Here is a 24,881-nt window from a genome sequence, read left to right as displayed (position 1 = left end):
GAACGGCGGTTCCGGCGCGTCGTACCGGATCAAGGTCCATCCATTCTGTGACGGTTTGGCTCGCGGGTATGCGCCGGAGAGCATTGGGACCGGCCCGATGACCACGGTTACGCAGGAAGATCGACGGTCAGGGAAATCTGAGGCCGAGCTTTCGGATGACCTGCCAGGGGTCGCGTACTTCGGCGGCTGCGCCGGCGCTGCCGCCGCCGAGCCACCAGGTGAGCTTGTCGAGCGCGCGAAGAGGGGATGCCGGCTCAAGTGAGCCGGTCCAGGCTGAGTCGTCGGTCATCGCGCGGGCCAAGGTGAAGATCCCTGCCGAGACTTTACGGTAGGCCTCGGGGTGATCCCATGATGCCGGGACGCCGAGCGCGCCGCGGACGAAGCTGTCGTAGACAGGCACCCGCCAGGGCATGAGCCAGTGAAGGACCTTAGAGGCCAGCGAGTACTCACGCCGGGGCACGCCCAGCGACATGCTCCGCCCGACTACTTGGGCTACCCGCTCGCAGGCGAACGCGGCGCGGTCCGGACCGTATCCGGGCACGGGCCCGAATAGGTCAGGCGACCAGGTCACCGACTCCGCCACTGCCCTGGCCAACTGGGCCCTCGTCTCGGACCGTACGCCCTGCACTCCCCACCAGCTCTTGACCGTCCAGACCAGGGCCTCCAGCGCAGGCGAGCTCTCCCCGGCAAGCAGCCCGGAGCGCGAGCTGACCGACAAGAGCCACAGGACCTGCTCCATCTCGCCGTACCGCGCGTCGAACAAGCTGACCGCGGCCGCCCGCACTGCCGAGTCGTGCAGATCGGTGAGCTTCACCTGCTGCGCACCTCCAATGCTCCCGCCGGCCGCCATATGCGCACCGCCTGGCTGCTCATCCTGGCTTGGAACGCGCGTGCGGGCAAGCTTGGAGGAATGCGACGACGCCAGCGCGCACGACACAAGCACGAGCCGCCTGGCGCACTCTATATCGCCGAATCGGTTCTTCTGACTACGCGTACCAGCGGTGGCGGTGAGGACGCACCGATCATCCAGTTCTGGCCAGTCTGCCGCATGCCGTGAACTGTCCGAGGACCCGTGTGTCACGAGAGTACCGCGAGCCGACCGAAATGCTCTGCAGCAAAGCGTGAGAACACGATCTACATAACCAGCCGCCGTGTACCCGGCCGGTTATCCGCTAATGCCAGAGTTGACGGCTTTGGCCTGTCGGTTCGTTTCCTCAGCCACCGTTATCATCCTCGCCTGTCCCTGCGTCATTATCCCCATGGTCTTGGCTGCGGGAGGCCATCCGGCCGGAGGACCTGTACGGCATGCTGCCGGGGGGTCGGCGCCATCCCGGAAGCGTGATCGCCGTCGCCGTGACGGATGCAAGTGTAACGCGACGGAGCCGTTAACTTGAGAATCCCCCCTGGCCAACGATCTCCCATGCACCGGTTGTCTGGTCGATGGCGATGTCGCTGAAATGCGCGGGAACGCCCTGCTGCGGAATCGTGCACGTGTAGTAATCCCAAGGCTCGGGGGGAGCTGTGCACGTGACAGAGACCGCGTGCCCCGTACAGGTCGTGACTACATGCTGGATGGAGCGCGCGAGGGAGGCTGTGGTCACAGGAAGAGCGGCGTTTCCTTGCCAGTTAAGACAATCACTGGGCTGACTGGCGCCTGGGCCCGCGGTGTTGGTCGCCGCAACCCCGCCGGCACCCGGGCCGGCCTGAGGCGTCGCGCTGCCACCCGACGTTAGCGCTGACGCCACGGTGACTATGACCACCACGGCCACGAGGACTGCGGCGACGAAAGCCGCGACAACCGTGATGGACGCGCCCGGACCGGCGTCGTGCGGTATCGTGCGGCGCAGCCAGCGGGGGAGGCGGTTGGACTCGCTTGCCTTGTGGACGAGGAATTGCAGCCGACTGACGAAGGCGTCCGCGGCAGCAGCTCCAGTCCCGGCGCCAGCTGTAGCCAGAAACCCGCCAGCCATGGCGGGCGCTCCGCTAGCGGCCGGGGCTGTCGGCGGCCCGGAGCCAGGATGGGCCGACGGGTTGTGTCCGGCGTGGGCTTGCTCGACGACGCGCCGGATGACCTGGTCGATGCGGTCACGGAACTCGCCGGCGAACACGATCGGGATCAGCGCTGGCACGTACGGGCCGACGAGCTGGCGGCGTTTGTTGTTGCAGGTCCGGCAGTTGTCGCAGACGTTGCAGTCATTGAAGTGGTTGACGATCCGCTGCCGGAGCGCGGCGGTGAAGAGATCCGCGTCGGCCGGGGCGGCCGCGAACGTCGGCGTGTCGGCGGTGCGCATCTTGGCGGTGTCGTCGAGGATGCGGGCGAGGTCAGGACAGTATCTCCGTCCCTCTTGCATCAGGATCAGCGCGCCGAACCCGTCGGCGATCAGGCCCTGCACGATGGTGGCCTCGTTGCTCGCGGCCTTGTCCGCGATGCCCAGCCGCCCGGCGATCTCTCTGCCGGTCAGTTCCTGGACGAACCGCAGTTGGTAGATCTCCTGCTGCCGGCCGGTGAAGGTGGCGACGACGCGTTCGACCAGCTTTGTCGCGTGCGCCCGACGTGACGCGCTGCCCGACCGGTCCTCCTCGTCGTCCTCGGTCTCGTCCAGGCTGCGGCCTTCAGGCAGGTCGGCCCACTGCACACCGGCGGGCTTGGTCTTGCGGATGTACTCCTGACCGCGATGGCGGGCGATCTCGATCAGCCACCCGGCCAGCTTGTCCGGCCGTTCTGGCCCCTTCCCCTGGGCCAGCAAGGTGAACGCGGCCTCGAACGCTGCCTGGCCGACGTCTTGGGCGGCTTCCGGATCCGGGAACCAGTAGGCGCACTGGCGCAGAACTGTTAACCGGTACTTGCCCGCGATGGCCTCGAAGGCCGCGGTCCGCTCCTGATCCGTCGTAGCGCCGAGTGCTCTGCGGACAAGGTCGGCGTCGCTGGACTGAATCCCCTCCATGTTCCCCTCCTGCTTCGCAGTCTGCGATCGCTATGTCGCATTTGCGTCACGAGGACATGACAGAAAGTCCACGAAGAAACTTTGGGCCCGGCATGGGAAAAGTCGCGCTGCCCTGACCCACCCCTCCACACCCCGCACCCGCGGGGGAAAAGAGGGAACAAGAGATGAACCCAAACCCGCGCGCGATCCTGACCGGTGCCCTGCTCACCGCCGGAGCCGCCGGCCTCCAGGCCGTACTCACCGCACTCGGCTGCGGCCCGGCCGGCATCATCACTTCTATCGCCGCACTGCTTACTACGGCAATCACCGTCCTGGGCCCGAAGCTGATCGAGCTGCGCGGCGAGCAGCAGTTTTTCAGGGAAATCCGCTGGCTCATCATGCACAAGGTGGACGGGGACGATCTCAAGGAGATCGCGACGCAGCTCAAGCAGTTCCACGAGAAGGCACTCCAGGCTCACGTCGCCGCGATCAAAGCAGCCCACACCAAGACAAAGAAGCCAAGCATGAGAAGGTCACGCCGGTCCTCATCTGCCGCCTCGTAGCAGACTAGCCGGGTGGCCAAGGAAAACCGCGCCTCGGTCACCCGGCCGGGTTCCGGCGCTCGTGCTCGCTGAACTCCACACATGCGCACGCTCACCGTGGGACACGCCACCCATCTCGGGCGGCATAACATCCGGATAAGTCTCCGATTGCCAGGTGAGGATCGAGCAGCTAATCGCATACCGAACGGCGGTTCCCGCGCGTTGCTTGATCACAGAACGTGCGGGTCCTGGATTCTGCGCATGGAATAATGCCTCGGACCCTGACTTGTGACAATTTAGTGCGTTGCTGCCGGGCCGTGGATTTGGCTGAGGGCTGTCTGGAGGTCGGCGGGCAGGGGGTCGGCCGCGGTGATGACGTGCTTGCCGGCCTGGATCTGAATGGTGCGGTAGCGTCGGGCGGTCTTGACGAACTTGCGGATCGACCATCCGGTCTGGTGCTCGATCCAGCGGCTGACCGCCAGGGCCGCGAAGACTATGGTCAGGTGCGCCTCAATCGAGTCGCGCAGGTGGTGGTAGACCGGGCGGGCCTGCAGGTCGTGCTTTGACATGCGGAAACTCTTCTCGATTTCGAAGAGCCGGCGGTAAGAGCCGATCACGAACTCGGCCGTGACCGGGGTGCCGTCGGGGCAGGCGGCGAGGTTGGTGACGTAGCCCTTCAGGCCGGCCAGGGTCCTGGCCTTGGCCTCGAGCTCGCGGTTGACGCTTTTCGTCGCGCCGTCCAGGGCGATGAACCGGTTCCGCTTGACCGGCGCCAGGCCCGCGACCGCCTTGGCGGCCCTGGCGACCTGCTCGTCGATCCCGCGCAGCGTGCGGCGTGCCCGGTCGGCCTTGTACTGGTAGTAGATGACCTGGTCGCGGCGCTTGGACGACGGCCCGGCGGGCCAGGGCTGGGTGAAGATGTGCCCGTCGGGGATGTCCTCGCCCGGGTGCTCGCAGCGCCACTTGTCCACCTGGTAGGGGACGTCGGGGATCTTCATGCCGAGGATGAACGACAGGCCCGCGGCCTCGATGGCCTTCTGGTTCGCCTCGGAGATCATGCCCGCGTCGGCGACGACGGTGACGTCGGGCAGCCGGTGGGCGGCCATGAACTTCTCGATGACCGGCAGCATCGTCTTGGTCTCGGCCTTGTTCCCCTCGAACGCGCTGACCATGAGGGGGAAGCCGTCCTGCCCGGTGAGCAGGCCGATGGTTATCTGCGGCTCAAGACGGCGCTCCTTGGAGAACCCCGGCTCGCGGAACGTCCCCGGCGTCGGTCTCGAAGTAAAGCGTTGACACGTCGTAGAGCACGAGGGAGGCAGGACCCAGCCGGGCGTGCGCCGCGCAGGCGGCCGACAGCTCCTGCCGGAACTCCTGCTTCGCATACGCCGGCAGGCGCCGCAGCACGGTCCGGTACGACCCCGCGGCCGCTGCGCCCGCCTCCTCCAGGACCCGCAGGGAATCGAGCTTGCTGGCCGGCTCGATGATCCGGGCCAGCACCAGCTGCCGGAACACCTCATCCCCGCCAGCCGCCCGGCTCAGGCCCAGCACGTCGTAGGCGCGCATCAGGGCATCGAGCAGGCAGCTCATCCGCGAGGAAGTGACCGGCAACGGGCCGCCGCCCCGCCCGCCAGGCTCCAGGCCCGGGTCAAGCTCACCCTGCCCGGCCGCGAGCCGCTGCCGCGCAGCCGCCTTCAGCAGTTCCAGCTCCGCATCATCGTGGGCCGACCCGACGTGCTCGATATCCCGCGACCCGCGGCGGGAGGAGTACACGATCTGCACGGCAGTCGCGCCCGAGGCCGTCTTCACCGTCCGCACATACGGCACCAGGCCACCCTACAGGCAGGGATTAGTGCACACATTCAGCCGCAGAAATCAAAGAATCCGCAGGTCAGCGAACCGCCCACCGCCCACGCCGCCGAACATGTCACAAGTCAGGTCACAGATGACCCGATTATGGGCGCCAAGCTGCTGGCTTACCTTTCCCGTCCAGAGCGCGCCTATCGGCGGTTCCCGCGCGTTGCTTGATCACAGAACGTGCGGGTCCTGGATTCTGCGCATGGAATAATGCCTCGGACGGCTGCTGCCGAGCGGCCATACTAAGGCGCATGGTTACGTTCAGGCGGGAGATCAAGCTCTGGCACGAGACCGGCGTGACCCAGCGGGCGCTGTTGATCCGCGATGACGTCGATACCTACTGGCTCGCCTGCCAGATGCAGCACAGGCGGATCACCGACCCAGGTCCCGCCATCCTCAACGATCCCCGGTCGGGCCTAATCCAGCGTCGGGTCGACGTGGACCTGTTCGTCGTCAGCCTGCACCGCCTGCACACCGTGGCTAAGCTTGCTGCCGAAGTGGCGGACCCGAGAAAAGTCCTCTCCGAGGCACTCGAGCGGTTCGGTGTCCTGACTGTCGGCCTGCCGCTGTCGGATGGCGAACCGGACCAGCCGACGACTATCGCGAGCGTCCGGAATGCCTTCGAGCACGGGCAGAACCTGACGATCCGAGGCGGGCTCGGCCTGGCCAGCGGCCCTGATGGATGGTGGATCAGCTACCGCGGCCGCATGTTCCAGACCAAAGACCTGCTTGCCGCAGCCGAAGAGCTGCACCGTGCGGTCCGCGCTGCGGTGGATCCGGAGGCGTTCAGCGACTTCCACGGGGATCATCCGTTCATCGAACTGCGTGACCCGGCGGATATCGCCCGGCCCTGGCGGCCCGGCTCCGACATCACAGACCGGCAGGCTGCGACGATGGCACGGATGGCGGCCGACCTGCGCAGCCGTGTCAGCAGGGCACAGTAGACGGGGTCATGAGACGGGCCGGCCGCGAGTGCTGTCGTCGCCGTGAGTGCCCTGATTGTCGTCCTCACAGTCGTCATAACGGCGGCCTATATCGAATCGGTGCGGACGTCCTTGATTACCCGCGAAGCTGTTACCCGCGCGCAGACGTGCCCGGTCTGCGCCGTGACCGCCGCCCGGAATGCAAGTGCCTCAGGTCAGGGTGGAATACCAGACCTAGACTGAGTGTTGCGCAGGAGGTACAGTCAGTGTGACACGTACGCAACACATAGCAGAGGGATCCCATGGACTCGCAGATGGTCGACGTTGGCTTGCATGAGCGCCGCCGAGCGCGGCGGATGCAGGACCCTGAGTACCGTGCTGCCTGTGAGCGGGCAGCCCGTGAGCTGGCCCAGACGGACGCGCTGATCAGGGAACTCGACTCGCTGCGGACTGACCTGGGGATATCTAAAGCCGAGCTGGCAAGGCGCGTCAACCGCAATGCCTCCAGCGTCCGGCGATTGTTCACAGCAAGCCAGGTGCGGCCGGAACTGCCGCTCATCGTCGCGCTCGCCGACGCGCTCGGTGCCGAAGTCCGTGTCGTTCCGCGCGCGTCGAAAGCGCGGCAGGCCGCGAGCGCCCGGGGTGGCCGACGGCGTGTCACGGCCACCGTCTAGTTCCTGGCGGCTACGGTCAGTTCCATGCCCCCTCAACGCCCTGAGGCGCGGCGTGGAACTGGCCGTCAACCCGCCGTGCATCGTACCGGGCAGGTGCCTTGGAGCATCATCTACTACAAGGCACCTGACGATGCCGTGCCTGCCCTGGATTTCCTCGGCGGATGCCCGAGCACCCTCGATGCTCAATTCGCGGCCGTGCTTGACGCAGTAGCTGCTGCGCCTCCGCCGCAGTTCTCGGGTGGCGGTAAGTGGGAGGCTATGCACGGTGCCATGAGCGGCCTTTACGAAATCCGCCTCTCGGGGCCTCGCCGTGAGCAGTTCCGGCTGTTCTGCCTGCTAGAGAACGGTTACCAATGAGGAACTGGCCAGACGCGGGCTTCAGCGGCCCGCAATCGCAGTGATCACTGGCATGCGCAAGCCCTGGCGCACAACGTTCTCCGACGGCGGCTACCGGCGCGTGCGAGAGCTTGGTGCCGAACACCAGCAGAATCACCCGCGTAGGATCGCGACATAACAACTCTTCTCGCGCATCTCAATCTGCGAGCGGGATAAGCAGGCAAACGAGCAGGTCGGCGGCTCGGGTCCGTCAAACTCACCGCATGCCGTGACGGAGAGTTGCGCGGGCGCAGGGTGGCACGCCGCCAGGCGCGGCAGTGCCGGTACGAGGCCGAGAAGCCCTCGTCGCACTAGCGGTCAGTTACCGGAGCATGCGCATTACAGTGACGACCTTGCCGAGGATTTCGGCGTCGTCAGCGGGGATCGGCTGCTGGTCGGCAGGATTACGGGGGATCAGCCAGGCGTGCCCGGTCTGGTCGCGCTTGAACTCTTTGATCGTGGCGTCCATCGCGGCATGTCCGGGGAGTCGCGCGGCGACGATCTCACCGTTCTCGGCGTCTTGCTGTTTGCGGATGACCGCCAGGTCGCCAGGTGCTATGGCGGCGTCAATCATCGATGTGCCGAACACCTGGACCATGAGCAGGTCCCCGTGGCCGACCAGCCATCTGGGAATCGGCAGTCTCTTGCGGTCCTCGTCGTCGAGCAGGATCGCTTCGCGGCCGATGCTCGCCGCGACCTGCCAGTGCAGCTCCACCTCGGCCATATCGGGTGGCTCCTGCCAGAGTTCGAGGCGTGCGGGTGGCAGGATGGTTCGTGGCTGTCCTGGCACGCGGCGGAGCCTGTCGGCTTTCACGAGCGACTCGACGTGGTAGTGGACGGTTGTCGGCGCCAGCCCAACGTCCTTGGCGATCTCGCGAACACTGGTGCTATAGCCGTTACGTCGCGCGAAGTCCGTGACGGATTCGATGATTCTGCGCCGCTGGTGCTCGCCACGGTCTGTGCTGCTCATGCCGGCCCTCTGCCCTCGTCTCCTGTTTCTAATTTTGTGCGACGATAAGCTGGTAGTCAAATCTACGTTTGATTACTATCTGTCGCAGCTTCTGGCTCCGCCCTGTTCTTCCCCTGGCCCTGCCCGAGACCGATCCGGATCGGCCTTGCCGTCTGACATGGCCGGGCCGATCCGGAGGCTGGCGTTATCGTGCTGCTCCGGCGATGAACGCGGCGACGATGTAGGTGGCGTGCCGGTCCAAGCTGGTGCGCGCCCGGTCATACCTCATCGTGGTGCGCGGGTCGGCGTGCGAGGCGCCTTCCTGCACGTCCCGCAGCGGCACCCCGGCGTCGAGCGCGGCGGTGATGAACGCGTGTCTGAGCCTGTGGGGCTGACATGCTTGCTGATCCCGGCGCGGCGAGTAACCCGGGCAACGATCCGGGCGGCGCGCCGGTCCCCCGCCGCCCGTCGGCGGCGAGGAACACCGGCCCTTCGGTGCGTTCTCCGGTGGCCAGGCCGATCGCGCGGGCGGTGCGGGGCGCGAGCGGGATGGTGACGACCTTGCCGCCCTTGCGGGTGATGACCAGGGTGCGGTGCCCGCGTTCCAGGCCTAGCTGCTCGATGTCGGCGCCGGTGGCCTCGGAGACCCGCAGCCCGTTGAGGGCGAGCAGGGAGATGAGTGCATGCTCGGCGGGCGGGCCGAGCCCGGCCGCAACCAGGATCGCGCCGAGCTCGTTGCGATCCAGACCGGTGGCGTGCGACTCGTAATCAAGCCGGGGTCGGCGGACGTGCGCAGCCGGGGAATGCTCGAGGAGTTCTTCTTCAACCGCGTACTTGTAGAAGCCGGCGATAGTGCACAGCCGCCGGGTCACGGTGGCGCGGGCCCGGCCTTTGGCCTCCAGGTCGCGGGCGAAAGTCTCGATGTCGGCCCGGCGGACCGAGAACAGCGGCAGCGAGCGGAGCCTGCACCAAGCGGTGAACTGCCGCAGGTCCAACGTGTAGGCCTCGCGGGTAAGGCCGCGGAACCCGGCCAGGAACCCGGCGAGCGCGAGCCGCTCGGACTCGGTGAACACTGGCTGGACGGTGAGGAGGGCGGTGGAGGGGGTCGTGGCGGTCATCGGGTACCTCCGGGAACGGCTGAGGCCCAGGAGCCGAGGGCCAGCCGCCAGGCCCCAGCAATGGAACGAGGACCGCAGCGTAAGCCGCGTCCCCCGGGTACGCCAGATCACCATGGGTGAAAGATGCCGCTCACACGCTCGACATGGCGGCGCTCCATACCGGCTGATATACGGGTGATCATCTCCGCATATCGGATCGAAAATTCTAGCGATGATCACCCGTATATCTTGCGTTATACGCCCAGAGGGCTTGGGTGATCTTCGATCACCCGTATACGCCGAATCGGCGCGTCGGGCTTTCGCGAGAGTCATGTGACAGATCACGTACATATCAACCGATTCGTTAGTGCGGCTAACTGCGCGAGCACAGTCAAGGCGATGGCAAAGGCTCTACGGCAACAAGGATCAGGATCGCAGTACGACGCGGGACCGTCACTCGGCCATGCCGAGGGCAGCTCGCAGGCCAGCCTCGATGCGGCGCATAGCGGGTGCCGTGATGGCGCCGGCATCCGCCCGTACTTCGTCGTCGTAGATCGTCTCGATATCGTCACAGGAAACCCAGCCGGTCATGACTTCCCCTGGCCCCAGGGGCACCATTGCGGGACGCTCGGCCTTTGGCGGTGTGGTAGTCAGCCGGGCTGCGAGTACTTGCCCGAACGCCCGGTTGCGCCGGTTGTTCGACACAACCAGGAAAAACTTGTCTTCGCCGATGTGGGCCAGATGAGCACGGTAGATGCGCCCGCGCAGCATGTCTGTCATGGCGGAAAGCCGTTAGTCGTCGTCAGCCCAGGAGGGTCGCCTGCGTCGTGCGATCCGGCGGATCTCATTCGCCTCGCCGCTGGCAAGCCTGTCGGCAGCTGCGCTGGCGTACGCGAGTTCTTCGGCCTTCTCCTGGATGGCACGCAGTCCTGCGGTGAAGATCATGTGCAAGAGTGCAGCCTCAGTGACTCCCTCTGCCACGACGACGCCGGCCAGGTCAGCGAGCGCATCACGCTCAGGGGTGTGCCCCCGAAGACGTTCCAGGTCGGCAAGATCGCGCTCAGTGAGCGGCAGGCTCTTGCGGGCCCTGGCTGGCTGGTTGAGCCTGGTAGCCATCGTACACCGCTTCCCGGTTATGCTGCACTTTATGCATCTAACTATACTGCACTATACGCTGCACTGCCACGAGCACAGCTTCGGCCCATGTGCACCTTACGGCCTGGTCGAGTTGGCTGCCCTACAGCGGGTGCACGCACCTCGGACCTTCCGAGCGAGACAAGCGCACAGATCACCTTGTTCTGGTCTCCTCTGCAGGTTCGCAATTGATTGCCCGCAGTGATTCAGAACGGCGGTTCATGATCGCTGTCGGTGGTCGCTTCCGGCGATATCTCGGCTGAGCTCAGGGTTGCGGCAGCCTGGCCACCGATGGTGGTCAGGCTGCCTTCCGGGACCACGCCTTGCGGGGGTTACCTCGCTGCTCCGGCGACGTATGTGGCGACGATGTAGGTCGCATGCCGGTCCAGGCTCGTCCGGGCACGGTCGTAGCGCATCGTGGTGCGCGGATCAGCGTGCGAGGCGGCCTCCTGCACGTCCCGCAGCGGCACCCCGGCATCGAGCGCTGCGGTGATGAACGCGTGTCTAAGCGTGTGCGGGCTGACGTGCTTGGCGATCCCGGCGCGGCGGGTGACGCGGCGGACGACCCGGGCGGCGCCGTGCCGGTCCAGCCGCCGCCCATCGGTGGTGGTGAACAGCGGTCCCTCGGTGCGCTCGCCGGTCGCCAGGTCGATCGCGCGGGCGGTGCGCGGGGCGAGCGGGATGGTCACTACCTTGCCGCCCTTGCGGGTGATCACCAGCGTGCGGTGGCCCCGTTCCAGGCCCAGGTGCTCGATGTCCGCCCCGGTGGCCTCGGACACGCGCAGCCCGTTGAGGGCGAGCAGGGAGATGAGGGCGTGCTCGGCGGGCGGGCCGAGTCCGGCGGCGACCAGGAGCGCGCCGAGCTCGTTGCGGTCCAGGGCGGTGGCGTGCGACTCGTAGTCGAGGCGGGGACGGCGGACGTGCGCGGCGGGCGAGTGCTCGAGGAGCTCTTCCTCGACGGCGTACTTGTAGAACCCGGCGATGGTGCACAGCCTGCGGGTGACGGTGGCGCGGGCGCGGCCTCTGGCTTCCAGTTCGCGGGCGTAGGTCTCGATGTCGGCGCGGCGGACGGAGAACAGCGGCAGGGACCGGGCGCGGCACCAGCCGGTGAACTGGCGCAGGTCGAGGGTGTAGGCCTCGCGGGTCAGGCCGCGGTAGCCGGCCAGGTATCCGGCGAGCGCGAGCCGCTCGGCGTCGGTGAAGACCGGCTGGACCGGGACGAGGGCGTTGGACAGGGTCTTGGTGGTCATCGGGCACCTCCAGGGACAGCTGGGACCCGGGAAGCTGGGCCGCCGCAGGTCCCAGCAATGAACGATGACCGCAACGTACGACGCGCAGCGAAGACGAGCTACAACACAATCCGTAGCCGGTCACCGCGCCGACCAAGATCAGCGCGCACCCCATACCGCCGACTCTGTTCCTGTCAACAGCCGTGCCGATCGAGTATGTGCCTGGCACAGAAAGTCCAGTTCTGTTGTGCTGCTCGCTGCGACGCCGTTTGTCGTCGTGAGGGCGGTGCCGGGCATCAGCATCCGGTTGGGTGGCGCGGACGCCGTTGCTGGCGCGTAGAACTGGATCTCATTCGGGCGGGCAATGACACAACCCGTGATCGGTCAGGTCAGTCAGGCTAGTTCTCGCGGAAATAGGGGACGGCTTGTTTGCTGTCCTGCCCGGTAGATTGTCCTTCGTCTCTCATGACGGTGCCGAAGGGAGGAAATGGTGGTAGTTCTGGCTGCCATGGCGGCAGCGGCGCTGGTGCAGGCCATGGTCACCGACGGCTGGGAGGGAGTGCGGCATAAGGTCGCCCGGTTGTTCGGCCGCGGTCAGCCGGACGCGGCGATCGAGCGGCGGCTCGACATGACCAGGGATCAGCTCAACACGGCTACGCCGGGTGAGCTGGAGCAGGTACGGGCTGCCCTGGCGGCGCAGTGGGAGACCCGGTTCGCTGACCTGCTGGCCGACCATCCGGACGCGGAGCCGCAACTGGCCGCGCTGGTCAAGGAGATCGGGCCTGCGGTGACTGCCGCGGATCATTCCGTCGCCGCTGGCGGGAACGTGACCGCGACGGCAAGGAGCGGGGGCGTGGCCGCGAACGTGGTGCACGGTGATGTTCATACGGGCCCTACCAGGCCGGGTCCGGGGCGCAGCTAGCCGGGTCCGGGATCGCCGGTCAGTTCGGGCCGGGAGCTGCGGCCGCGGTTGGCGGCCCCGCGATCGGGACGTATGTCGAGGCACCGCGAGAGCGCGCCGCGCAGCTACCGGTGTCGCTGCCTCCGCGGCCGGGGCTGCTGGCCGGGCGGGAGGAGCTGCTGGCCGCCGTGGATGCCCGGCTGACGGGCGGGCCGGGACCGGAACCTCGGGTGGTGACGCTGTACGGCCTTGGAGGTGCCGGCAAGACGAGCGTTGCGGTGGAGTACGCCCACCGGCACCTAGCTGAGGTGGGGCTGGCATGGCAGTTCCCCGCCGAGGACCATACGCTGCTGCTGGCGGAGTTCGCCCGGCTAGCCGCTCAGCTCGGCGCACGGGAGATGGTCGATGCTCGCGATCCGGTGGCGTCGGTGCATGCGGTGCTGGCTGCATTCCCTGCGGGCTGGCTGCTGGTATTCGACAATGCCCGGGGCCAGGGCGCTGTGCGCCGGTTCTTGCCGCCCGCCGGGAAGGGCCGGGTGCTTATAACAAGCCAGAGTGCGGCGTGGCCGCACGGCCAGGCCATGGAGGTTCCGGTGCTGGACACCGTAGTCGCGGCGCGGTTCTTGATGAACCGGACCGGCGATCCGGACGAGCGGGCAGCGCTAGATCTGGCCAGGGAGCTGGGCGGGCTGCCGCTGGCGCTGGAGCAGTCCGCCGCCTATATCCAGGCCACCGGGAGCAGCCTGGGCGGGTACCTGGCGCTGTTCCGGGATCGCCGCGCGGACCTGCTGGCCCGCGGCCAGGCCGCAGGGCACCCGGCAGACGTGGCGGCCACCTTGGGGCTGGCGTTGTCCCAGCTGGAGGACGAGACCCCGGCCGCGGCGGGGCTGTTGCGGCTGCTGGCATACTTGGCACCCGAGCCGGTGCCGCTGGCCCTGCTACTCGCCGGGACGCAGGCCGCCGCCCTGATTGCCCCGGCCGTGGCGGCCGTGGTCGGCCCGTTGCTAGGCGATCTGGTTGCTGCCGGAGATGCGATCGCTGCGCTGCGCCGCTACTCCCTGGTCACCCCGGCCGGGAACGGCCTGGTGCTGGTGCACCGCCTGGTCCAGGAAGTCACCCTCGCCCGGGTATCCGCCGGCGTAGCCGCCGAGTGGAAGCAGGCCGCCGCGGCCGTGGTCGAGGCTGCGGTCCCCGCCGACACGACATTGCCCGCGGCGTGGCCGGCGTGCGCGGTGCTGCTGCCGCACGCCCGGGCCGTCCTCGACCTGACCAGTGACGGCATCAGGCGGATCGCGCAATACCTTGGATTCAGCGGCAGCCACCAGGCGGCCCGGGAGCTTTACACGCGGATCGTCGACGCTTATCGAGACAGCAAGGACTATGGACCCGAGCATCCCGACGCCCTGAACGCCCGCGCCAGTCTCGCCCGCTGGTCCGGGGAGGCGGGAGATGCGGCCGGAGCCCGCGACCAGTTCGCCGCCCTTCTGGCCATCGAAGAGCGCGTCCAGGGCCACGAACATCCCGACACCCTGGATATCCGCGCTAACCTCGCTCGCTGGACCGGGGATGCTGGAGACGACGCCAGGGCCCGCGACCAGTTCGCCGCCCTGCTGCCCATCGAAGAGCGCGTCCAGGGCCCAGAGCACCCCGACACTCTGGACACCCGCGCCAGGCTCGCCTACTACACCGGGGTGGCGGGGGATGCGGCCGGGGCCCGCGACCAGTTCGCCGCGTTGCTGCCCATCCGCGAGCGCGTGCAGGGCCCCGAGCACCCCGACACCCTGAACACCCGCGGCAACCTTGCCGGCTGGGCGGGGGCGGCGGGGGATGTGGCCGGGGCCCGCGACCAGTACACCTCGCTACTGCCCATCCGCGAGCGGGTCCAAGGCCCCGAGCACCCCAGCACCCTGAACACCCGCGCCAGCCTCGCCCGCTGGACCGGCGAGGCAGGCGATGCTGCCAGCGCCCGCGACCAGTTCGGCGCCCTGCTGCCCATCCTCCAGCGAGTCCAAGGCCCCGAGCACCCGATCACCCTGAGCGTCCGCGCCAGTCTCGCCCGCTGGACCCAAGAGGCGAAGACCCCTGATGCTGATGCGGGCTTATTCGATCGGGCACCGAAGACCTCGATGGCTGGCTCACCCGTGCTTGCTCGCCACAGTTCGGAGCGGTCCGCGCCGGTCTCTTCCCAACAGACTGGAACACCGCTACGAGCAGGAGCAGATGAACTAGTTCTGCGCACCCGACATGATCGGCTGACTGAGCGTCAAGATCACGCCGAACGGCGGCTCTTCGCGCAGCCGCGGCCATTCAACGTCACGTTCAGTGACCGGGACGGCAGCGCCCGGGCAGTTCCCCATGGCCGCCAGCGGGCAGATTTCGATGACTGTCAACACGCGGATGCATCGTGGGCAATCGGCAGGCGAAAGCAGCGCTACCGGGAGCTCCGGCGTTGTTGGGTACCTCTCCATCGGGCCGTTCATCAGCGGGGCAGAAGATCAATCCTGAGCAATGGTCGGCTGGTTAGGGTGTCGTGGAAAGCGCCGGATCCTGCTTCCAGCCAGTCGGGAGCGCGGATTGTCGCCTCGACGGATCTGCCCAGCCGCTTTTCTGCGGTGCTGAGCGCTTCATAAAGCTGATCTCGGTCCGGGTCGCCGAGAATGAGCACGTCGATGTCACTCACGGGCCGCCGACCAGCGTGCCCTTCACGTGTGGCGGCCCACGAGCCGTAGATGTACGCCCCGGAGATCCCTTCGATGTCGGTCAAGGCGTCAGCGAGTATGGCAGGAACCCCGAAGGCACGGGTGAGCACCTGGGCCAGTCCCGCGTGGTAGGGGCTGGCGGTGTTGGCACGGACCAGTCGAGTGTTTCCGACCTTCCGCGTTGTCAGCAGGCCTGCCTCTTCAGCGCGCTGGATCTCCCGGTGGACCGATGGATGCGGAGCGCCCGTCCGTAGCGCGATCTCGGTAAGGCTAAGTTCGAGGTCAGGATCGCCTAGCAGCAGCGCGAGAATCTCGCCCTGCTGCCGGGAGCGCAGGATGGGCAAGAGGGGTGGTGCAGGCTGCCTGTCCGCAAACTGATTAGTACTCTTCAGTTTGCGGATATGGGTAGGTCAGCTAGCCCTCCCTGTCGAACGGCAGTGGGACCTCGGGCGCCCGGTCGTGTGAGCGCGCGGATGGCGCGTGCGGGCAGAACGTGGCGAAGTCGCACGTGCGGCAGGCGGCGGGATTGGGGTCGAAGACACCCGAGCGGATGCCATCGACCCACTGGCCCAGCTGCTCCTCGAAGGCCGCCTGGGCGGCCGGGTCGGCCGCCACCTCGATGCGGTCGCCCTGCTCAAGGTCGTGAATGGCCAGCCGGACGGGCTCATAGCCGGTCCTGGCCATCGCGGCGGCGTACAAGCGGAGCTGATTGCGGTGCAGCGCGGGAGCGGGCCGGTTCGCGGTGGTCTTGAAGTCGACGATCTCGACCTGCCGGGACGCGCCGGGAGCGGCGCGCAGCAGCAGGTCGATGCGGCCACGGATCCGGCTGCCCTCGATCGGGACCTCGAACCGGGCCTCCGGGATGAGGGTGCGGGTCAGTTCCGTGCCGTGGCGCTGCGCGTAAGCGGTCAGCCGGCGGACCGCCGAGGCCCGCAGGTTGGCGGCCGGGATCGCCCCCGCGAATGGCAGGTACCATGCCTGCTCGATCGCCGAGGTGACGGCGCGGTCGCCGGGCGGCCCGGCGGCGGGCGCGGCGCGCGCCAGTTCGGCGATCACGTGGTGGAGAACGCGGCCGAAGCCGAGCTCTGGCGCGATCGGCGACCCGAACCCGCACAGATGCCGCAACCGGTACCGGTAGCCGCACTCGCTGTAACTGGCCAGGGTGGAGAAGTCCAGATCGAGCAGCGCCTGATCGGAACGCCGCGGGCCGGGCCGCGGGCGGGCGCCGCGGGCGGGCAGTGCCGCGCCGAGTGCGTCGCCGAGGTAACGGGTCAGGAAGCGGGACGGCTTGGCGGCCCGCGCGGCATAGCGGCCGAACCAGCTCAGCACCAGCAGCTCGCGGGCCCGGGTCAGCGCCACGTACAGCAGGCGCGCCTCGTCACTCTCGCGGCCCTCGTAACGCTCCCGGTCGAACAGGTGCACCGGCAGGTACCACTGCTGGGGCCGCCGGGTCAGCGCCGGCGGCAGCCGCCCCTCGACCAGGCTCGGCACGAATACGACCGGGAACTCCAGCCCCTTGGCCTGGTGGATGGTCATGATCTGGACCGCCTCCGCGGCGGCCGGGTCGGCCGCGGGTGTCTCCTCGGCGGCGCTCGCGGCAAAGTGCTCCAGGTAGGCGCGCAGCCGCACCAGGTACACGTCGCCGCGGCGGCTGCCCAGCACACGGGCGCCGGGCTCGGACAGGGCCGCGTCGTCGGCGGCTTCCTCGGCGTCCGCCCCGTCGTCCGCGTAGAGCGCTGCGGGCGCGGCCCGCCGGACCGCGTGGTCGAAGTCCGCGAGCATCTGCGACATGCGGCCGACCCCCAGCTCCTGGTGCTGGTCACCCGCGCGCGGCAGGCCGAGGGCGGCGATCAGCTCGTTGAAGACCGGAACGCTGTCCGCGACGCCGTCCTCGCGGACCTGCTCGCCGAGCTCCTCGATCACCTTCAGCGCAGGCTCGGGGCTGGTGCCGGTGATCTCCTCGATCGCGTCGGCGAGGTCGTCGCGGGACACGATCTCCGGCACAGGGGCGGCGCCCGGGTACCAGGTACCGCCCGCCCAGTACACGAAGATCCGGGCCAGCAGCGCCATTTCGGGGTGGACGAGCAGGGAGCTGCGGCCCACCACCGCCGCGGGGATGCCGTGGCGGCGCAGCTCCTCGGTCAGCGGGCGGGCGGACAGGCGGACCGACCGGTACAGGACCGCGATGTCGCCGGGCCGGTGGCCGTCGGCCAGCAGCGCCTGGATGCGCCCGGCGAGGCCGGCCGCCTCCTGCTCCGGATCGGCGCCGATCATGATCTCGACGCAGCCCGGGTATACCGGCTCACGCGCGGTCTGCAGCTGCTTGGGCTGGCGATCCTCGAGCTTGTCCACGAGGTGGCGGGCCAGTTCGGCGATGCCGGGACGGCAGCGCCGGTTGGTGGCCAGGGTCGTCTGGGCGGCACCGGGGTAGCGGCGGCCGAAGCCGGTCAGCAGGGCGACGTCGCCGCCCCGCCACTGGTAGATCGCCTGGTCGTCGTCGCCGACCACGCTGACGGCGGCCCCGAGTCCGGCAAGCCGCCGGACCAGCTCGTCCTGCGCGGGGTTGAGGTCCTGGAATTCGTCCACCAGGACGTGCGCCGCCGTGACCTGCGCCGCCAGGCGGCCCCCTGGGGCGAGCTCGTCCACCGCGTGGCTGATCATGAGCCGGAACGGCAGTAGCCGCATCTCGTCCAGGAGCCACTCGTAGCGGTCAAGCACCGCGGTGAACTCGGGCGCCTCGGCACGCAGCCTGCCCCGGTCGACGCGGTCGTTGTGCACGACCTCGCTGCTGCGCAGGAACGCCGTGACCGCCGGACCCGCGGCCACCTTCGCGCCATCCCGGGCCTGCAGGCCGACGACGCCGAGCCGCCGCGCGACCCGGTGCAGCAGCACCCACTCCTGCTCGGCGGTCAGGCTCTCGGTCAGCTCATACCGGCCGCCCAGGGACTGCAGCCGCTGGAAGGCCCAGCCGTGCATGGTCCCGACGAACATCCCCTGGCTGGTAGGCGGCAGGTCCGCGAACCGGCCCGGGTCGGCTCCGGCGGCCCGGCGCTCGATCCGTTCCCGGAGTTCGGCGGCGGCCTTCTCGGTGAACGTGAACGCGATCAGGTGCTCGGGACTCACGCCCCGGGTCAGCAGCCGGACCGCCCGGTGGGCGAGGACCTCGGTCTTGCCCGATCCGGCGCAGGCCAGGATCTTCAGGTACTGGCAGTCGTGCTCGACCGCGGCCCGCTGCTCGTCGGTGAGCGCGATCATAGCGCGGCCGGGTCCAGCCGGAACCGGGCCACGAGGTCGTCGAACCCTTCCGGATCGTCGTCGCGATCGGCTCCTTGCGTCTTGGCCGCCTCGAAGATCTCGGTGGCCCGCCGGATCCAGCCCTCGAGGTAGGCACGGGGGAGCCTGGAGTCCGCGAGCTGCGCCGGGTCGGCCCAGGCCAGGTCGGTGACGTCACGGATGCCGCGGTCGTACAGCAGCCGGGCCCGGGCCCGCCGCAGCTGCGGGAAGCCCAGGGCCATCAGCGGAACCAGCGGCGGGGCCACGCCGTAGCGCAGCGCGCCGGCGGCGTCCCGCGCTGCCGCCGCCAGGTCGTCCCGGCCCAGGCTCAGGGCGGCCCGCTCGTACAGTCCGCAGGCCTGGGCCAGCCGGTCCAGCCCCTGCTCCCAGTCGCCGCGGTACCTGACCGGCAGCCTGATGGCGTTCCGTTCCGTCTCATCGAGCCATGCGGTGACGGCACTCAGCCATTTCTCCCGGTCCCTGGGATCGGCGTGGAAGTCCTCTACCGCCCACCGCGCGACCGTGCGGTAGTCGCCGGCCGCGGCGCCGTGCAGCCGGTCCGCCACCTGGTGGACGAGCAGCAGGTCGAACCCGGAGGCCGAGGCGACCCGCCCGAGCTCGGTGGCCCGCCAGCCGCCGGGCACCTTCTCTGCCAGCCCCCAGCTCAGCAGCAGCCCGAGCGCCTCCGACAGCCGGGTCCCGATGTCGAGCACCGGGCCGAACACGTGGCCGCACAGGTACAGGGCGCGGGCCCTGGCTTCGGGTGCCACAGCGGTTCCGAACAGCAGCTCGTGGACTACCAGCGCCTGGTGCTTGCAGACCTGGTTGCGGTAGTAGCGGCTGCGCGCCGGGCAGCTGCAGCTGAACTCGGTGAGCTTCAGTTGCACCTCGTACCGCTTTCCCCGGGAGTCGACGGACGCATCGACGCCTTCGGTGGTGAGCGCGTAGCCGATGAGCGCGACGCCGTCCTGGCGGGCCTTGTCGTACGCGGGCAGATCCTCCATCAGGTCGTCCTGCAGCGTGCGGTCGAAGGACACCTCGGCCCGCTGCTCATGGTGCGCGAGCGTCCGCTCGAACGCGCGGGCCACGTCGTCGCGGGTGGTCTCTCCTCGCTCGGCCACCACGGCAAGGACGAAGCGCATGAGCGTCTCGAAGCTGTCGGTCAGGTGGCTGCTGACGTGGCCGCCGCGGCCCTCCCGGACGAGGTCGACCAGCTCACCCACCTCGTTCTTGTGATCGCGCTCGATGAGCACGATCCCGGTGCCCTTGCTCACCTGGCCGGGCCTGCCCGCCCGGCCCAGCATGTTGACGATCTCACCCGCGGGCAGCAGCACCGGCCGGTAGCGGCCCCGGATCTGCTCGCGGCGGAACACATCCCGCACGATCGTCACGCCGGCCGGGAGGTTGACCCCGGCGGCGAGCGTCGGCGTGCACGTGATGACCCGCAGCTTCCTGCAGCGGAACAGGGACTCGATGTGCTGCCGGACCGGCTTGCCGAGCCCGGCGTGGTGGTAGGCGACGGACCTGTGGAGCAGCCCGAGTACCGGGTCGTCTTCGTCCTCGGGCGGTTCGGGCAATTCCGGGCTGGGCAGCTCGAGCGCGTCGGCGATCAGTTTGGCGGCGTGTTCGGCGCCCGCCCGCGAGCTGCAGAACACCAGCGCCTGATCCTCGAACCGGCGCAGGGTCTCGACCAGCACCGCGTCCAGGTCGTCGGCGAACGCGTGCCGCAGGATCAGGCCCACGGCCCGGTCTTCGGCGGTGCCGCGCAGCAGCGGGACGTCCAGCCAGCCGGCCAGCTCCTCACCGTTGTCGACCACGGCCGACAACGCGAGCAGGCCCTCGGCGCGGCCTCTCAGCTGGGCCAGCAGGCCCTCCACGACCGGGCCGCGCTCGGGGTCCGCGACCAGGTGCACCTCGTCCGCGACGACCAGACCCGCCGTCAGCGGATGACTGCGCATCAACCCGGCGAAGCTCTCGTACGTGGCCACCACGAGGTCGGCCTGATCGGGGCGGAGCGGGTCGCGGTGATCGCCGGTGAGCAGGCGGATCCGCGCGCCGGTCCCGTCGAGGGCCGCTGCGAAGCCGTCGTGGATTTCGGCCGCCAGGGCCCGGAAGGGGACCAGGTAGGCGTGCAGGCCTGTGTGCGCGCCGTTTGCCAGCGCCCGGCGGATGGCTTCACGCCCGATGTGCGACTTGCCGGTGGCGGTGGGCGCCACCACCAGCCCGCTCCCTCCGTCCAGCAGGCCGGCCCGGTCCGCCCGTTCGAAAAGCGGGAACACTCCCTCACTGCCTGACATAACGGCCCTCACTCCATGCTCGCCGACGGCCGGAAATGATCTTATTTCCATAGACATCAGGTGAATTAATTCGTTATCCGATATATTGACGGGCAACGGCCATTCGCGGTTTACGCACGGTATGGACGATCCAGGGCGCCTTGAGGCCGACGCCGCGCCTGCCGCTGAAGTACGATGGGCCTCCATGGCAGGCTGCCAGCCTGCTAGTTCGGGGGCAGGTGAGCCGCGATCATGACAGGCAGTGCCGCGGCGGGTGAGTCCGTCTCGTGATCACCGCCGATCGTCCGGGGGAGACGGAAGCGCAGCGCGACGACCGCAATCTTGTCGAGTTGTTGCAGGAGCTTCGGGTCGCCGCGATCGGCGTTCAGGTGATCTTCGGTTTCCTGCTCTCGCTGCCCTTCTATGCACGGTTTACCGCGCTCGGGCATGCGCAGCGGGCGCTGTATGTGACGGCCGTGATGCTCGCCGTGGTGTCTACCGCCCTATTGCTCGGGCCGGTCGCCTTCCACCGGCTGGTCTTCCGCCACCACATGAAGGAGCATCTGGTACGGGCAGCGAACGTGATGGCCATCGCGGGCCTTGCCGCCGTGGCCCTGACCGTCGCCGTGGCGGTGCTGGTTGTGGTCAGCTGTGTCGAGAACGACCTGGCAGTGATCCTGGTGACCGTCTTCACCGTTGGCCTGTTCGGTGGCCTTTGGTTTGTGTATCCCATGCTGCGCCGACGGGGCTCGCCGACGGATTCCGGGCCGTCGGCGCCGCCCCCCGCATTCCCCGACGACGGCCGCGGCCACACCGGGGGCGCGGGACCGAAACCCAGCACGTGACCTTGCACACGGCAACCGTTCAGTGCCCCGGCCCAAATCGCTGACCCGCCGTAGGTGGTCCTCATCCCCGTCATCCAGAACGAACCGTGGCGCCTGCCCAGCATCTTGCCGGCTGCAACAGGTGCTCAGCCGCGATCCGGCAACGCTCGCGTTTCCGCGGAGCCGGGTTGTGCATCCGATGAGGGCGGCTCAACATGCCGCAGCGGCGGCTGCCTCGCGCCTACGATTGGTTGTCATGCCGGCGAACCGGAAGAACCGTGACGAGTTCTACAGCGCCATGGCGCCAAGTGACGACGCGCGCCTCCGCAAGATCTTGTGGACTCTCTACTGGCGAGGGAACGCCCAGCTTCGCGAGCGCATCGAGGACGAGCTTCGCTCGCCGGAACAGCCGAAGGTGAAGCCGAGGAAGGAACTGCCGGACCCGGACACCGTGCTGGACGAGGTGACGACGTTCGTCAACCTGGCAAAGGACGGTGCTTACATGGCCGGGGACCGCCGGGTACACCACACCGAGCGGTCCAGGTGGCGGCTCACGTTCCGTCGGCTGGCGGGCGAGGCACTGGCGGCGCTCCAGGCCGACGAGCCCGGGCCAGCGCAGCAGGCCGTCGCGGAGATAGTTGACCTTGCCTGCGACATGAAGAGTTATGACTACTTCCACTCCGATGACCCGGTGGAGGCCGCGAAGTTCGTGGTTTCTGATGCCGTCGCCGTGCTGTGGGAGTCGGTGCTCCGTCATGACGGCTTCGCGGCCTTCGCCCGGCGCGTGCCGGAGCAGCTCATCCGCTGGGAGGCGGACTACGGCTGGACTCGATCGGGCTACGGTCAGGTGCCGGAAAAGGAGACGGCCCTGGCCGTTCCGCTTGCCCGCCTGCTCACCACGCCGGACATGTGGCGGACGTTCGCCGAGTGCTACCTGGACGCGCTGGACGCGGCCGGACGGGCCGATCCAAAGCGACCGCGCACCGTGTACGGAAGCTTCGACCAGACTCGCTACCGGCGCCACGGGCGCACCAAGGACCTCGCGGCTTGGCACGAAATGCTCCTCGACCGGTTCGCGGGAACCCCCGAGGACGAGCTGCTGGACCGGCTCGCCGCGAGCCCGGCGCTTGCCGGGCCAGAGCTCACCTTCCTGCGCGCGAGGATCGCGGAGCGCCATGGTGACGTGGCCCAGGCCGCCACACTGGTCACCGAGTGCCTGAAGGAACTGCCCGGTCACCAGGGGTACCTGGACTTCGCTGCGCAAGTCGTTCCGCGGTCCCGGAGCGCAGGGCCAGCGTCCGCTCCGACCGTTGGATAATCCGAACGAGCGGCGGCGCCTCCTGGCTCAGCCCACACCCATATCACTTGCAGAATCTGTACAGTACGTATTAAACAGCAAATGATGAAGAACGTTCTGCTGCGATGTGACATCGTTTGCTGTTTAAGCTACCCATCGAATATCATGCAAGCCATGGCGGCTGTATTGCACCTGAACCTGTCGTGGATCCCCGACGAGCCGGATCGCGTTGGCGATCTAGTCATTAGCCGCGGTCGCGATGACGTGCTGACCTACGACGATGGCATCAACCTGCAAGTACATGTGATCGACCCTGCCTCCTACGATACGGTGGACGATCTCATCGCCAGCGCCCGCACGGAAGCCGGCCCCGGCCGGGTTGCCCTAGTGGCTGGCTCGGTGCCAGTCGAGTGGCGAGCAGCGCTTCGGCACATCAACCTCAGCTTCATCGACGTCGATGGGGTAGCCGAGATCACCTGGCCACGACTGCGGCTGGCCACGCGGCAGTTCGCCAGGCACGTGGTACGCCGGCGTGATGTGGTGCCGCTGCAAAAGGGGCATGCGCTAGTAGCCGAGGAGTTGTTGATTGCGGCCGCTAGCGGGGCGCAGCCGAGTATCACTGAACTAGCGCAGCGTGCGGAGGTCAGCGTTTCCACCGCGTCGAGGGCGGTCAGGCAACTGGCCGAGCAGGGGATGGTCGAACGGAAGCAAAACTGGCGGCAGGTTGCAGTCAGGCTCGTTGACATCACAGGCCTGGCGGATCTGCTTGCAGACCGGACGGCATGGCCCGGGAGCGAGGTCGTCACCGCGTACGCCTGGGGCCGGAACATATGGGACGTAGCTGCTGCGATCTCGCGCAATGCGGCCGGTGCCGGCATCGAAATGGCGATCACCGGTCGCGCGGGCGCGGCGTTCCTTGGCGTCCTCGGCACCTCATCCCCTGGCGAAGTGCGATGCTGGGCTGCGTTGAATGGCCGGACTCTCCCAGAGATCGCTGGACGACTGCAGTTGGAACCGGCCCCCCGAGAATCCGCCAATGTCCGCATGTCGGCCGACCCATGGCGGATCGGCGTGCACCGCCGCGCCGACGCGCATTTCGACGGCTGGACGGCAACCGTGGCTCACCCCTTGCGCGTGTGGTGTGACTTGCATGGCGAGGCGCGAGGCCGCGAGTTCGCATCACAGCTGTGGAGGGCCGCTCGAAGCTCCCGGTAATTCCGCGCCTGTACACACCCAACCGGGAGGTCCGCCTAGGCGTCTACGAGGGCAGCAGTTCGCTCGCGTTCTTTGCTGAGAGGCGACCATGAGGCTCCTTACAGGCGGCGCGCGGGTCGCCGCGGCGCTGGCGCTGGCCGGCGCTACTGCCGCATGCGGCACGACGGCAGCCACGTCGGTGTCCGGCGCGGCGGTGACCAGTACGCCACAGACAGGCACGCCGGCGCTCACCGCGAGCATGCCCCCGGCCAAGCACGGGAACACCCTCAACGGGGTGTCCTGCACGGGCGGTACCTGCTACGCGGTCGGGTACACGGTCCTCGGGTCGGCCACGCACACCCTCATCGAGGCGTGGAGTGGCGGTTCCTGGAGGCAGGAACCGTCTCCGGCGGGCGTCCTGTCGGCGATCTCGTGTGCCTTCGCGCCGGCCGCCGCCGGGGCCACCCGGGCCGCCGCGGTCCCCACGGCCGCCAGGTGCCTGGCCCTCGGTGTCCCGGCGGTCCTCGCCGGGAGCGGCGGCAGCTGGCACGCGGTCACCGGCCCGGGCGGGCCCGTTCTGGTCGCGCTCTCCTGCCCGGTGTCCGGTTCATGCGTCCTCGTCGGCTGGACGGCGAAAACGCCGGTGCCGGTCTACGCGACCTGGAACGGCAAGGCGTTCCGCGTCGGGGTGATGCACGCGCCGCCGCACTCCTTCC

The 24,881-nt window shown here is 68.5% G+C and carries 20 protein-coding genes and 2 pseudogenes; 10 read left to right on the top strand and 12 right to left on the bottom strand.

Annotated features, from left to right (window positions below):
- Positions 1-127 precede the first annotated feature (127 nt).
- The gene (locus Q1N79_RS17575; protein ID WP_300610171.1) at positions 128-814 is read right to left on the bottom strand and encodes a hypothetical protein; all 687 of its coding nucleotides are present in this window, start codon (positions 812-814) and stop codon (positions 128-130) included.
- Here Q1N79_RS17575 and Q1N79_RS17570 point away from each other — a divergent pair.
- Positions 794-1,057: a hypothetical protein gene (locus tag Q1N79_RS17570; protein WP_300610170.1), complete on the top strand. Its 264-nt coding sequence runs from the start codon at positions 794-796 to the stop codon at positions 1,055-1,057. The genes Q1N79_RS17575 and Q1N79_RS17570 overlap by 21 nt on opposite strands.
- Positions 1,058-1,385: 328 nt before the next feature.
- Here the strand turns inward: Q1N79_RS17570 and Q1N79_RS17565 are convergent, their stop codons facing one another.
- On the bottom strand, positions 1,386-2,945 hold the full coding sequence (locus Q1N79_RS17565; protein ID WP_300610169.1) for a sigma-70 family RNA polymerase sigma factor: 1,560 nt from the start codon (positions 2,943-2,945) through the stop codon (positions 1,386-1,388).
- A gap of 164 nt (positions 2,946-3,109) precedes the next feature.
- On the opposite strand from Q1N79_RS17565, the gene Q1N79_RS17560 reads away from it, so the two are divergent.
- Positions 3,110-3,487, top strand: coding sequence for a hypothetical protein (locus Q1N79_RS17560; protein WP_300610168.1), 378 nt, complete (start codon positions 3,110-3,112; stop codon positions 3,485-3,487).
- A gap of 275 nt (positions 3,488-3,762) precedes the next feature.
- Here the strand turns inward: Q1N79_RS17560 and Q1N79_RS17555 are convergent.
- Positions 3,763-5,245, bottom strand: a pseudogene (locus tag Q1N79_RS17555) (IS1634 family transposase).
- Between the two features lie 371 nt (positions 5,246-5,616).
- Between Q1N79_RS17555 and Q1N79_RS17550 the strand changes: the two are divergent.
- Both Q1N79_RS17550 and Q1N79_RS17545 read left to right on the top strand, forming a co-directional pair.
- A complete protein-coding gene (locus Q1N79_RS17550; RefSeq protein WP_300610167.1) occupies positions 5,617-6,264 on the top strand; it encodes a hypothetical protein in 648 nt (215 codons plus the stop codon).
- Between the two features lie 281 nt (positions 6,265-6,545).
- Entirely contained in the window at positions 6,546-6,917 is a 372-nt protein-coding gene (locus Q1N79_RS17545; RefSeq protein ID WP_300610165.1) for a helix-turn-helix domain-containing protein, read from the top strand.
- Between the two features lie 697 nt (positions 6,918-7,614).
- Here the strand turns inward: Q1N79_RS17545 and Q1N79_RS17540 are convergent.
- From Q1N79_RS17540 to Q1N79_RS17520, 6 genes are all read right to left on the bottom strand, one after another.
- Complete coding sequence (locus Q1N79_RS17540) at positions 7,615-8,262, bottom strand: S24 family peptidase (RefSeq protein ID WP_300610163.1); 648 nt, start codon at positions 8,260-8,262, stop codon at positions 7,615-7,617.
- A 184-nt stretch (positions 8,263-8,446) separates the two neighbouring features.
- On the bottom strand, positions 8,447-8,584 hold the full coding sequence (locus tag Q1N79_RS30715) for a hypothetical protein (protein WP_367185088.1): 138 nt from the start codon (positions 8,582-8,584) through the stop codon (positions 8,447-8,449).
- Positions 8,520-9,359, bottom strand: a complete 840-nt coding sequence (locus Q1N79_RS17535; RefSeq protein WP_300610162.1) for a site-specific integrase — start codon at positions 9,357-9,359, stop codon at positions 8,520-8,522. The genes Q1N79_RS30715 and Q1N79_RS17535 overlap by 65 nt, the downstream gene beginning before the upstream one ends.
- 432 nt (positions 9,360-9,791) lie before the next feature.
- Positions 9,792-10,118 carry a type II toxin-antitoxin system PemK/MazF family toxin gene (locus tag Q1N79_RS17530; protein ID WP_300610161.1) on the bottom strand — a complete coding sequence of 109 codons (327 nt, stop codon included), beginning with the start codon at positions 10,116-10,118 and terminating at the stop codon, positions 9,792-9,794.
- A gap of 12 nt (positions 10,119-10,130) precedes the next feature.
- Positions 10,131-10,454: a hypothetical protein gene (locus tag Q1N79_RS17525; RefSeq protein ID WP_300610160.1), complete on the bottom strand. Its 324-nt coding sequence runs from the start codon at positions 10,452-10,454 to the stop codon at positions 10,131-10,133.
- A 350-nt stretch (positions 10,455-10,804) separates the two neighbouring features.
- Positions 10,805-11,722, bottom strand: coding sequence for a tyrosine-type recombinase/integrase (locus Q1N79_RS17520; RefSeq protein ID WP_300610159.1), 918 nt, complete (start codon positions 11,720-11,722; stop codon positions 10,805-10,807).
- A 469-nt stretch (positions 11,723-12,191) separates the two neighbouring features.
- Between Q1N79_RS17520 and Q1N79_RS17515 the strand changes: the two genes are divergently transcribed.
- Positions 12,192-12,623, top strand: a complete 432-nt coding sequence (locus Q1N79_RS17515; RefSeq protein WP_300610158.1) for a hypothetical protein — start codon at positions 12,192-12,194, stop codon at positions 12,621-12,623.
- A gap of 110 nt (positions 12,624-12,733) precedes the next feature.
- The gene (locus Q1N79_RS17510) at positions 12,734-15,232 is read left to right on the top strand and encodes a tetratricopeptide repeat protein (protein WP_300610157.1); all 2,499 of its coding nucleotides are present in this window, start codon (positions 12,734-12,736) and stop codon (positions 15,230-15,232) included.
- A 248-nt stretch (positions 15,233-15,480) separates the two neighbouring features.
- On the opposite strand, the pseudogene Q1N79_RS30710 reads toward Q1N79_RS17510, so the two are convergent.
- From Q1N79_RS30710 to Q1N79_RS17500, 3 genes and pseudogenes are all read right to left on the bottom strand, one after another.
- A pseudogene (locus Q1N79_RS30710) lies at positions 15,481-15,645 on the bottom strand (MarR family transcriptional regulator); the annotation flags it as partial.
- 70 nt (positions 15,646-15,715) lie between these two features.
- Complete coding sequence (locus Q1N79_RS17505; protein ID WP_300610155.1) at positions 15,716-18,556, bottom strand: ATP-dependent DNA helicase; 2,841 nt, start codon at positions 18,554-18,556, stop codon at positions 15,716-15,718.
- A complete protein-coding gene (locus tag Q1N79_RS17500; protein ID WP_300610154.1) occupies positions 18,553-20,853 on the bottom strand; it encodes a DEAD/DEAH box helicase in 2,301 nt (766 codons plus the stop codon). The genes Q1N79_RS17505 and Q1N79_RS17500 overlap by 4 nt, the downstream gene beginning before the upstream one ends.
- Positions 20,854-21,137: 284 nt before the next feature.
- Between Q1N79_RS17500 and Q1N79_RS17495 the strand changes: the two genes are divergently transcribed.
- From Q1N79_RS17495 to Q1N79_RS17480, 4 genes are all read left to right on the top strand, one after another.
- The gene (locus Q1N79_RS17495; RefSeq protein WP_300610153.1) at positions 21,138-21,695 is read left to right on the top strand and encodes a DUF6328 family protein; all 558 of its coding nucleotides are present in this window, start codon (positions 21,138-21,140) and stop codon (positions 21,693-21,695) included.
- A 235-nt stretch (positions 21,696-21,930) separates the two neighbouring features.
- Positions 21,931-22,992: a hypothetical protein gene (locus tag Q1N79_RS17490; RefSeq protein WP_300610152.1), complete on the top strand. Its 1,062-nt coding sequence runs from the start codon at positions 21,931-21,933 to the stop codon at positions 22,990-22,992.
- 153 nt (positions 22,993-23,145) lie between these two features.
- Positions 23,146-24,186 (top strand): winged helix-turn-helix domain-containing protein, encoded by a 1,041-nt coding sequence (locus tag Q1N79_RS17485; protein WP_300610150.1) that lies wholly within the window; start codon positions 23,146-23,148, stop codon positions 24,184-24,186.
- 88 nt (positions 24,187-24,274) lie between these two features.
- Positions 24,275-24,881, top strand: a 607-nt coding sequence (locus Q1N79_RS17480) for a hypothetical protein (RefSeq protein ID WP_300610149.1), incomplete at its 3' end; no start/stop codon positions are given.

Source organism: Trebonia sp., from assembly GCF_030042015.1.
Classification (GTDB): domain Bacteria; phylum Actinomycetota; class Actinomycetes; order Streptosporangiales; family Streptosporangiaceae; genus Trebonia.
Note: the sequence above shows the minus strand (reverse complement) of the source record. Positions and strands in the feature narration are given on the sequence as shown.

Coding starts and splice junctions, on each gene's coding strand:
- Q1N79_RS17565 (WP_300610169.1), bottom strand. CDS start 2,945: ATGGAGGGGATTCAGTCCAGCGACGCCGACCTTGTCCGCAGAGCACTC.
- Q1N79_RS17560 (WP_300610168.1), top strand. CDS start 3,110: ATGAACCCAAACCCGCGCGCGATCCTGACCGGTGCCCTGCTCACCGCC.
- Q1N79_RS17545 (WP_300610165.1), top strand. CDS start 6,546: ATGGACTCGCAGATGGTCGACGTTGGCTTGCATGAGCGCCGCCGAGCG.
- Q1N79_RS17540 (WP_300610163.1), bottom strand. CDS start 8,262: ATGAGCAGCACAGACCGTGGCGAGCACCAGCGGCGCAGAATCATCGAA.
- Q1N79_RS17535 (WP_300610162.1), bottom strand. CDS start 9,359: ATGACCGCCACGACCCCCTCCACCGCCCTCCTCACCGTCCAGCCAGTG.
- Q1N79_RS17530 (WP_300610161.1), bottom strand. CDS start 10,118: ATGACAGACATGCTGCGCGGGCGCATCTACCGTGCTCATCTGGCCCAC.
- Q1N79_RS17525 (WP_300610160.1), bottom strand. CDS start 10,454: ATGGCTACCAGGCTCAACCAGCCAGCCAGGGCCCGCAAGAGCCTGCCG.
- Q1N79_RS17520 (WP_300610159.1), bottom strand. CDS start 11,722: ATGACCACCAAGACCCTGTCCAACGCCCTCGTCCCGGTCCAGCCGGTC.
- Q1N79_RS17505 (WP_300610155.1), bottom strand. CDS start 18,556: ATGATCGCGCTCACCGACGAGCAGCGGGCCGCGGTCGAGCACGACTGC.
- Q1N79_RS17490 (WP_300610152.1), top strand. CDS start 21,931: ATGCCGGCGAACCGGAAGAACCGTGACGAGTTCTACAGCGCCATGGCG.
- Q1N79_RS17485 (WP_300610150.1), top strand. CDS start 23,146: ATGGCGGCTGTATTGCACCTGAACCTGTCGTGGATCCCCGACGAGCCG.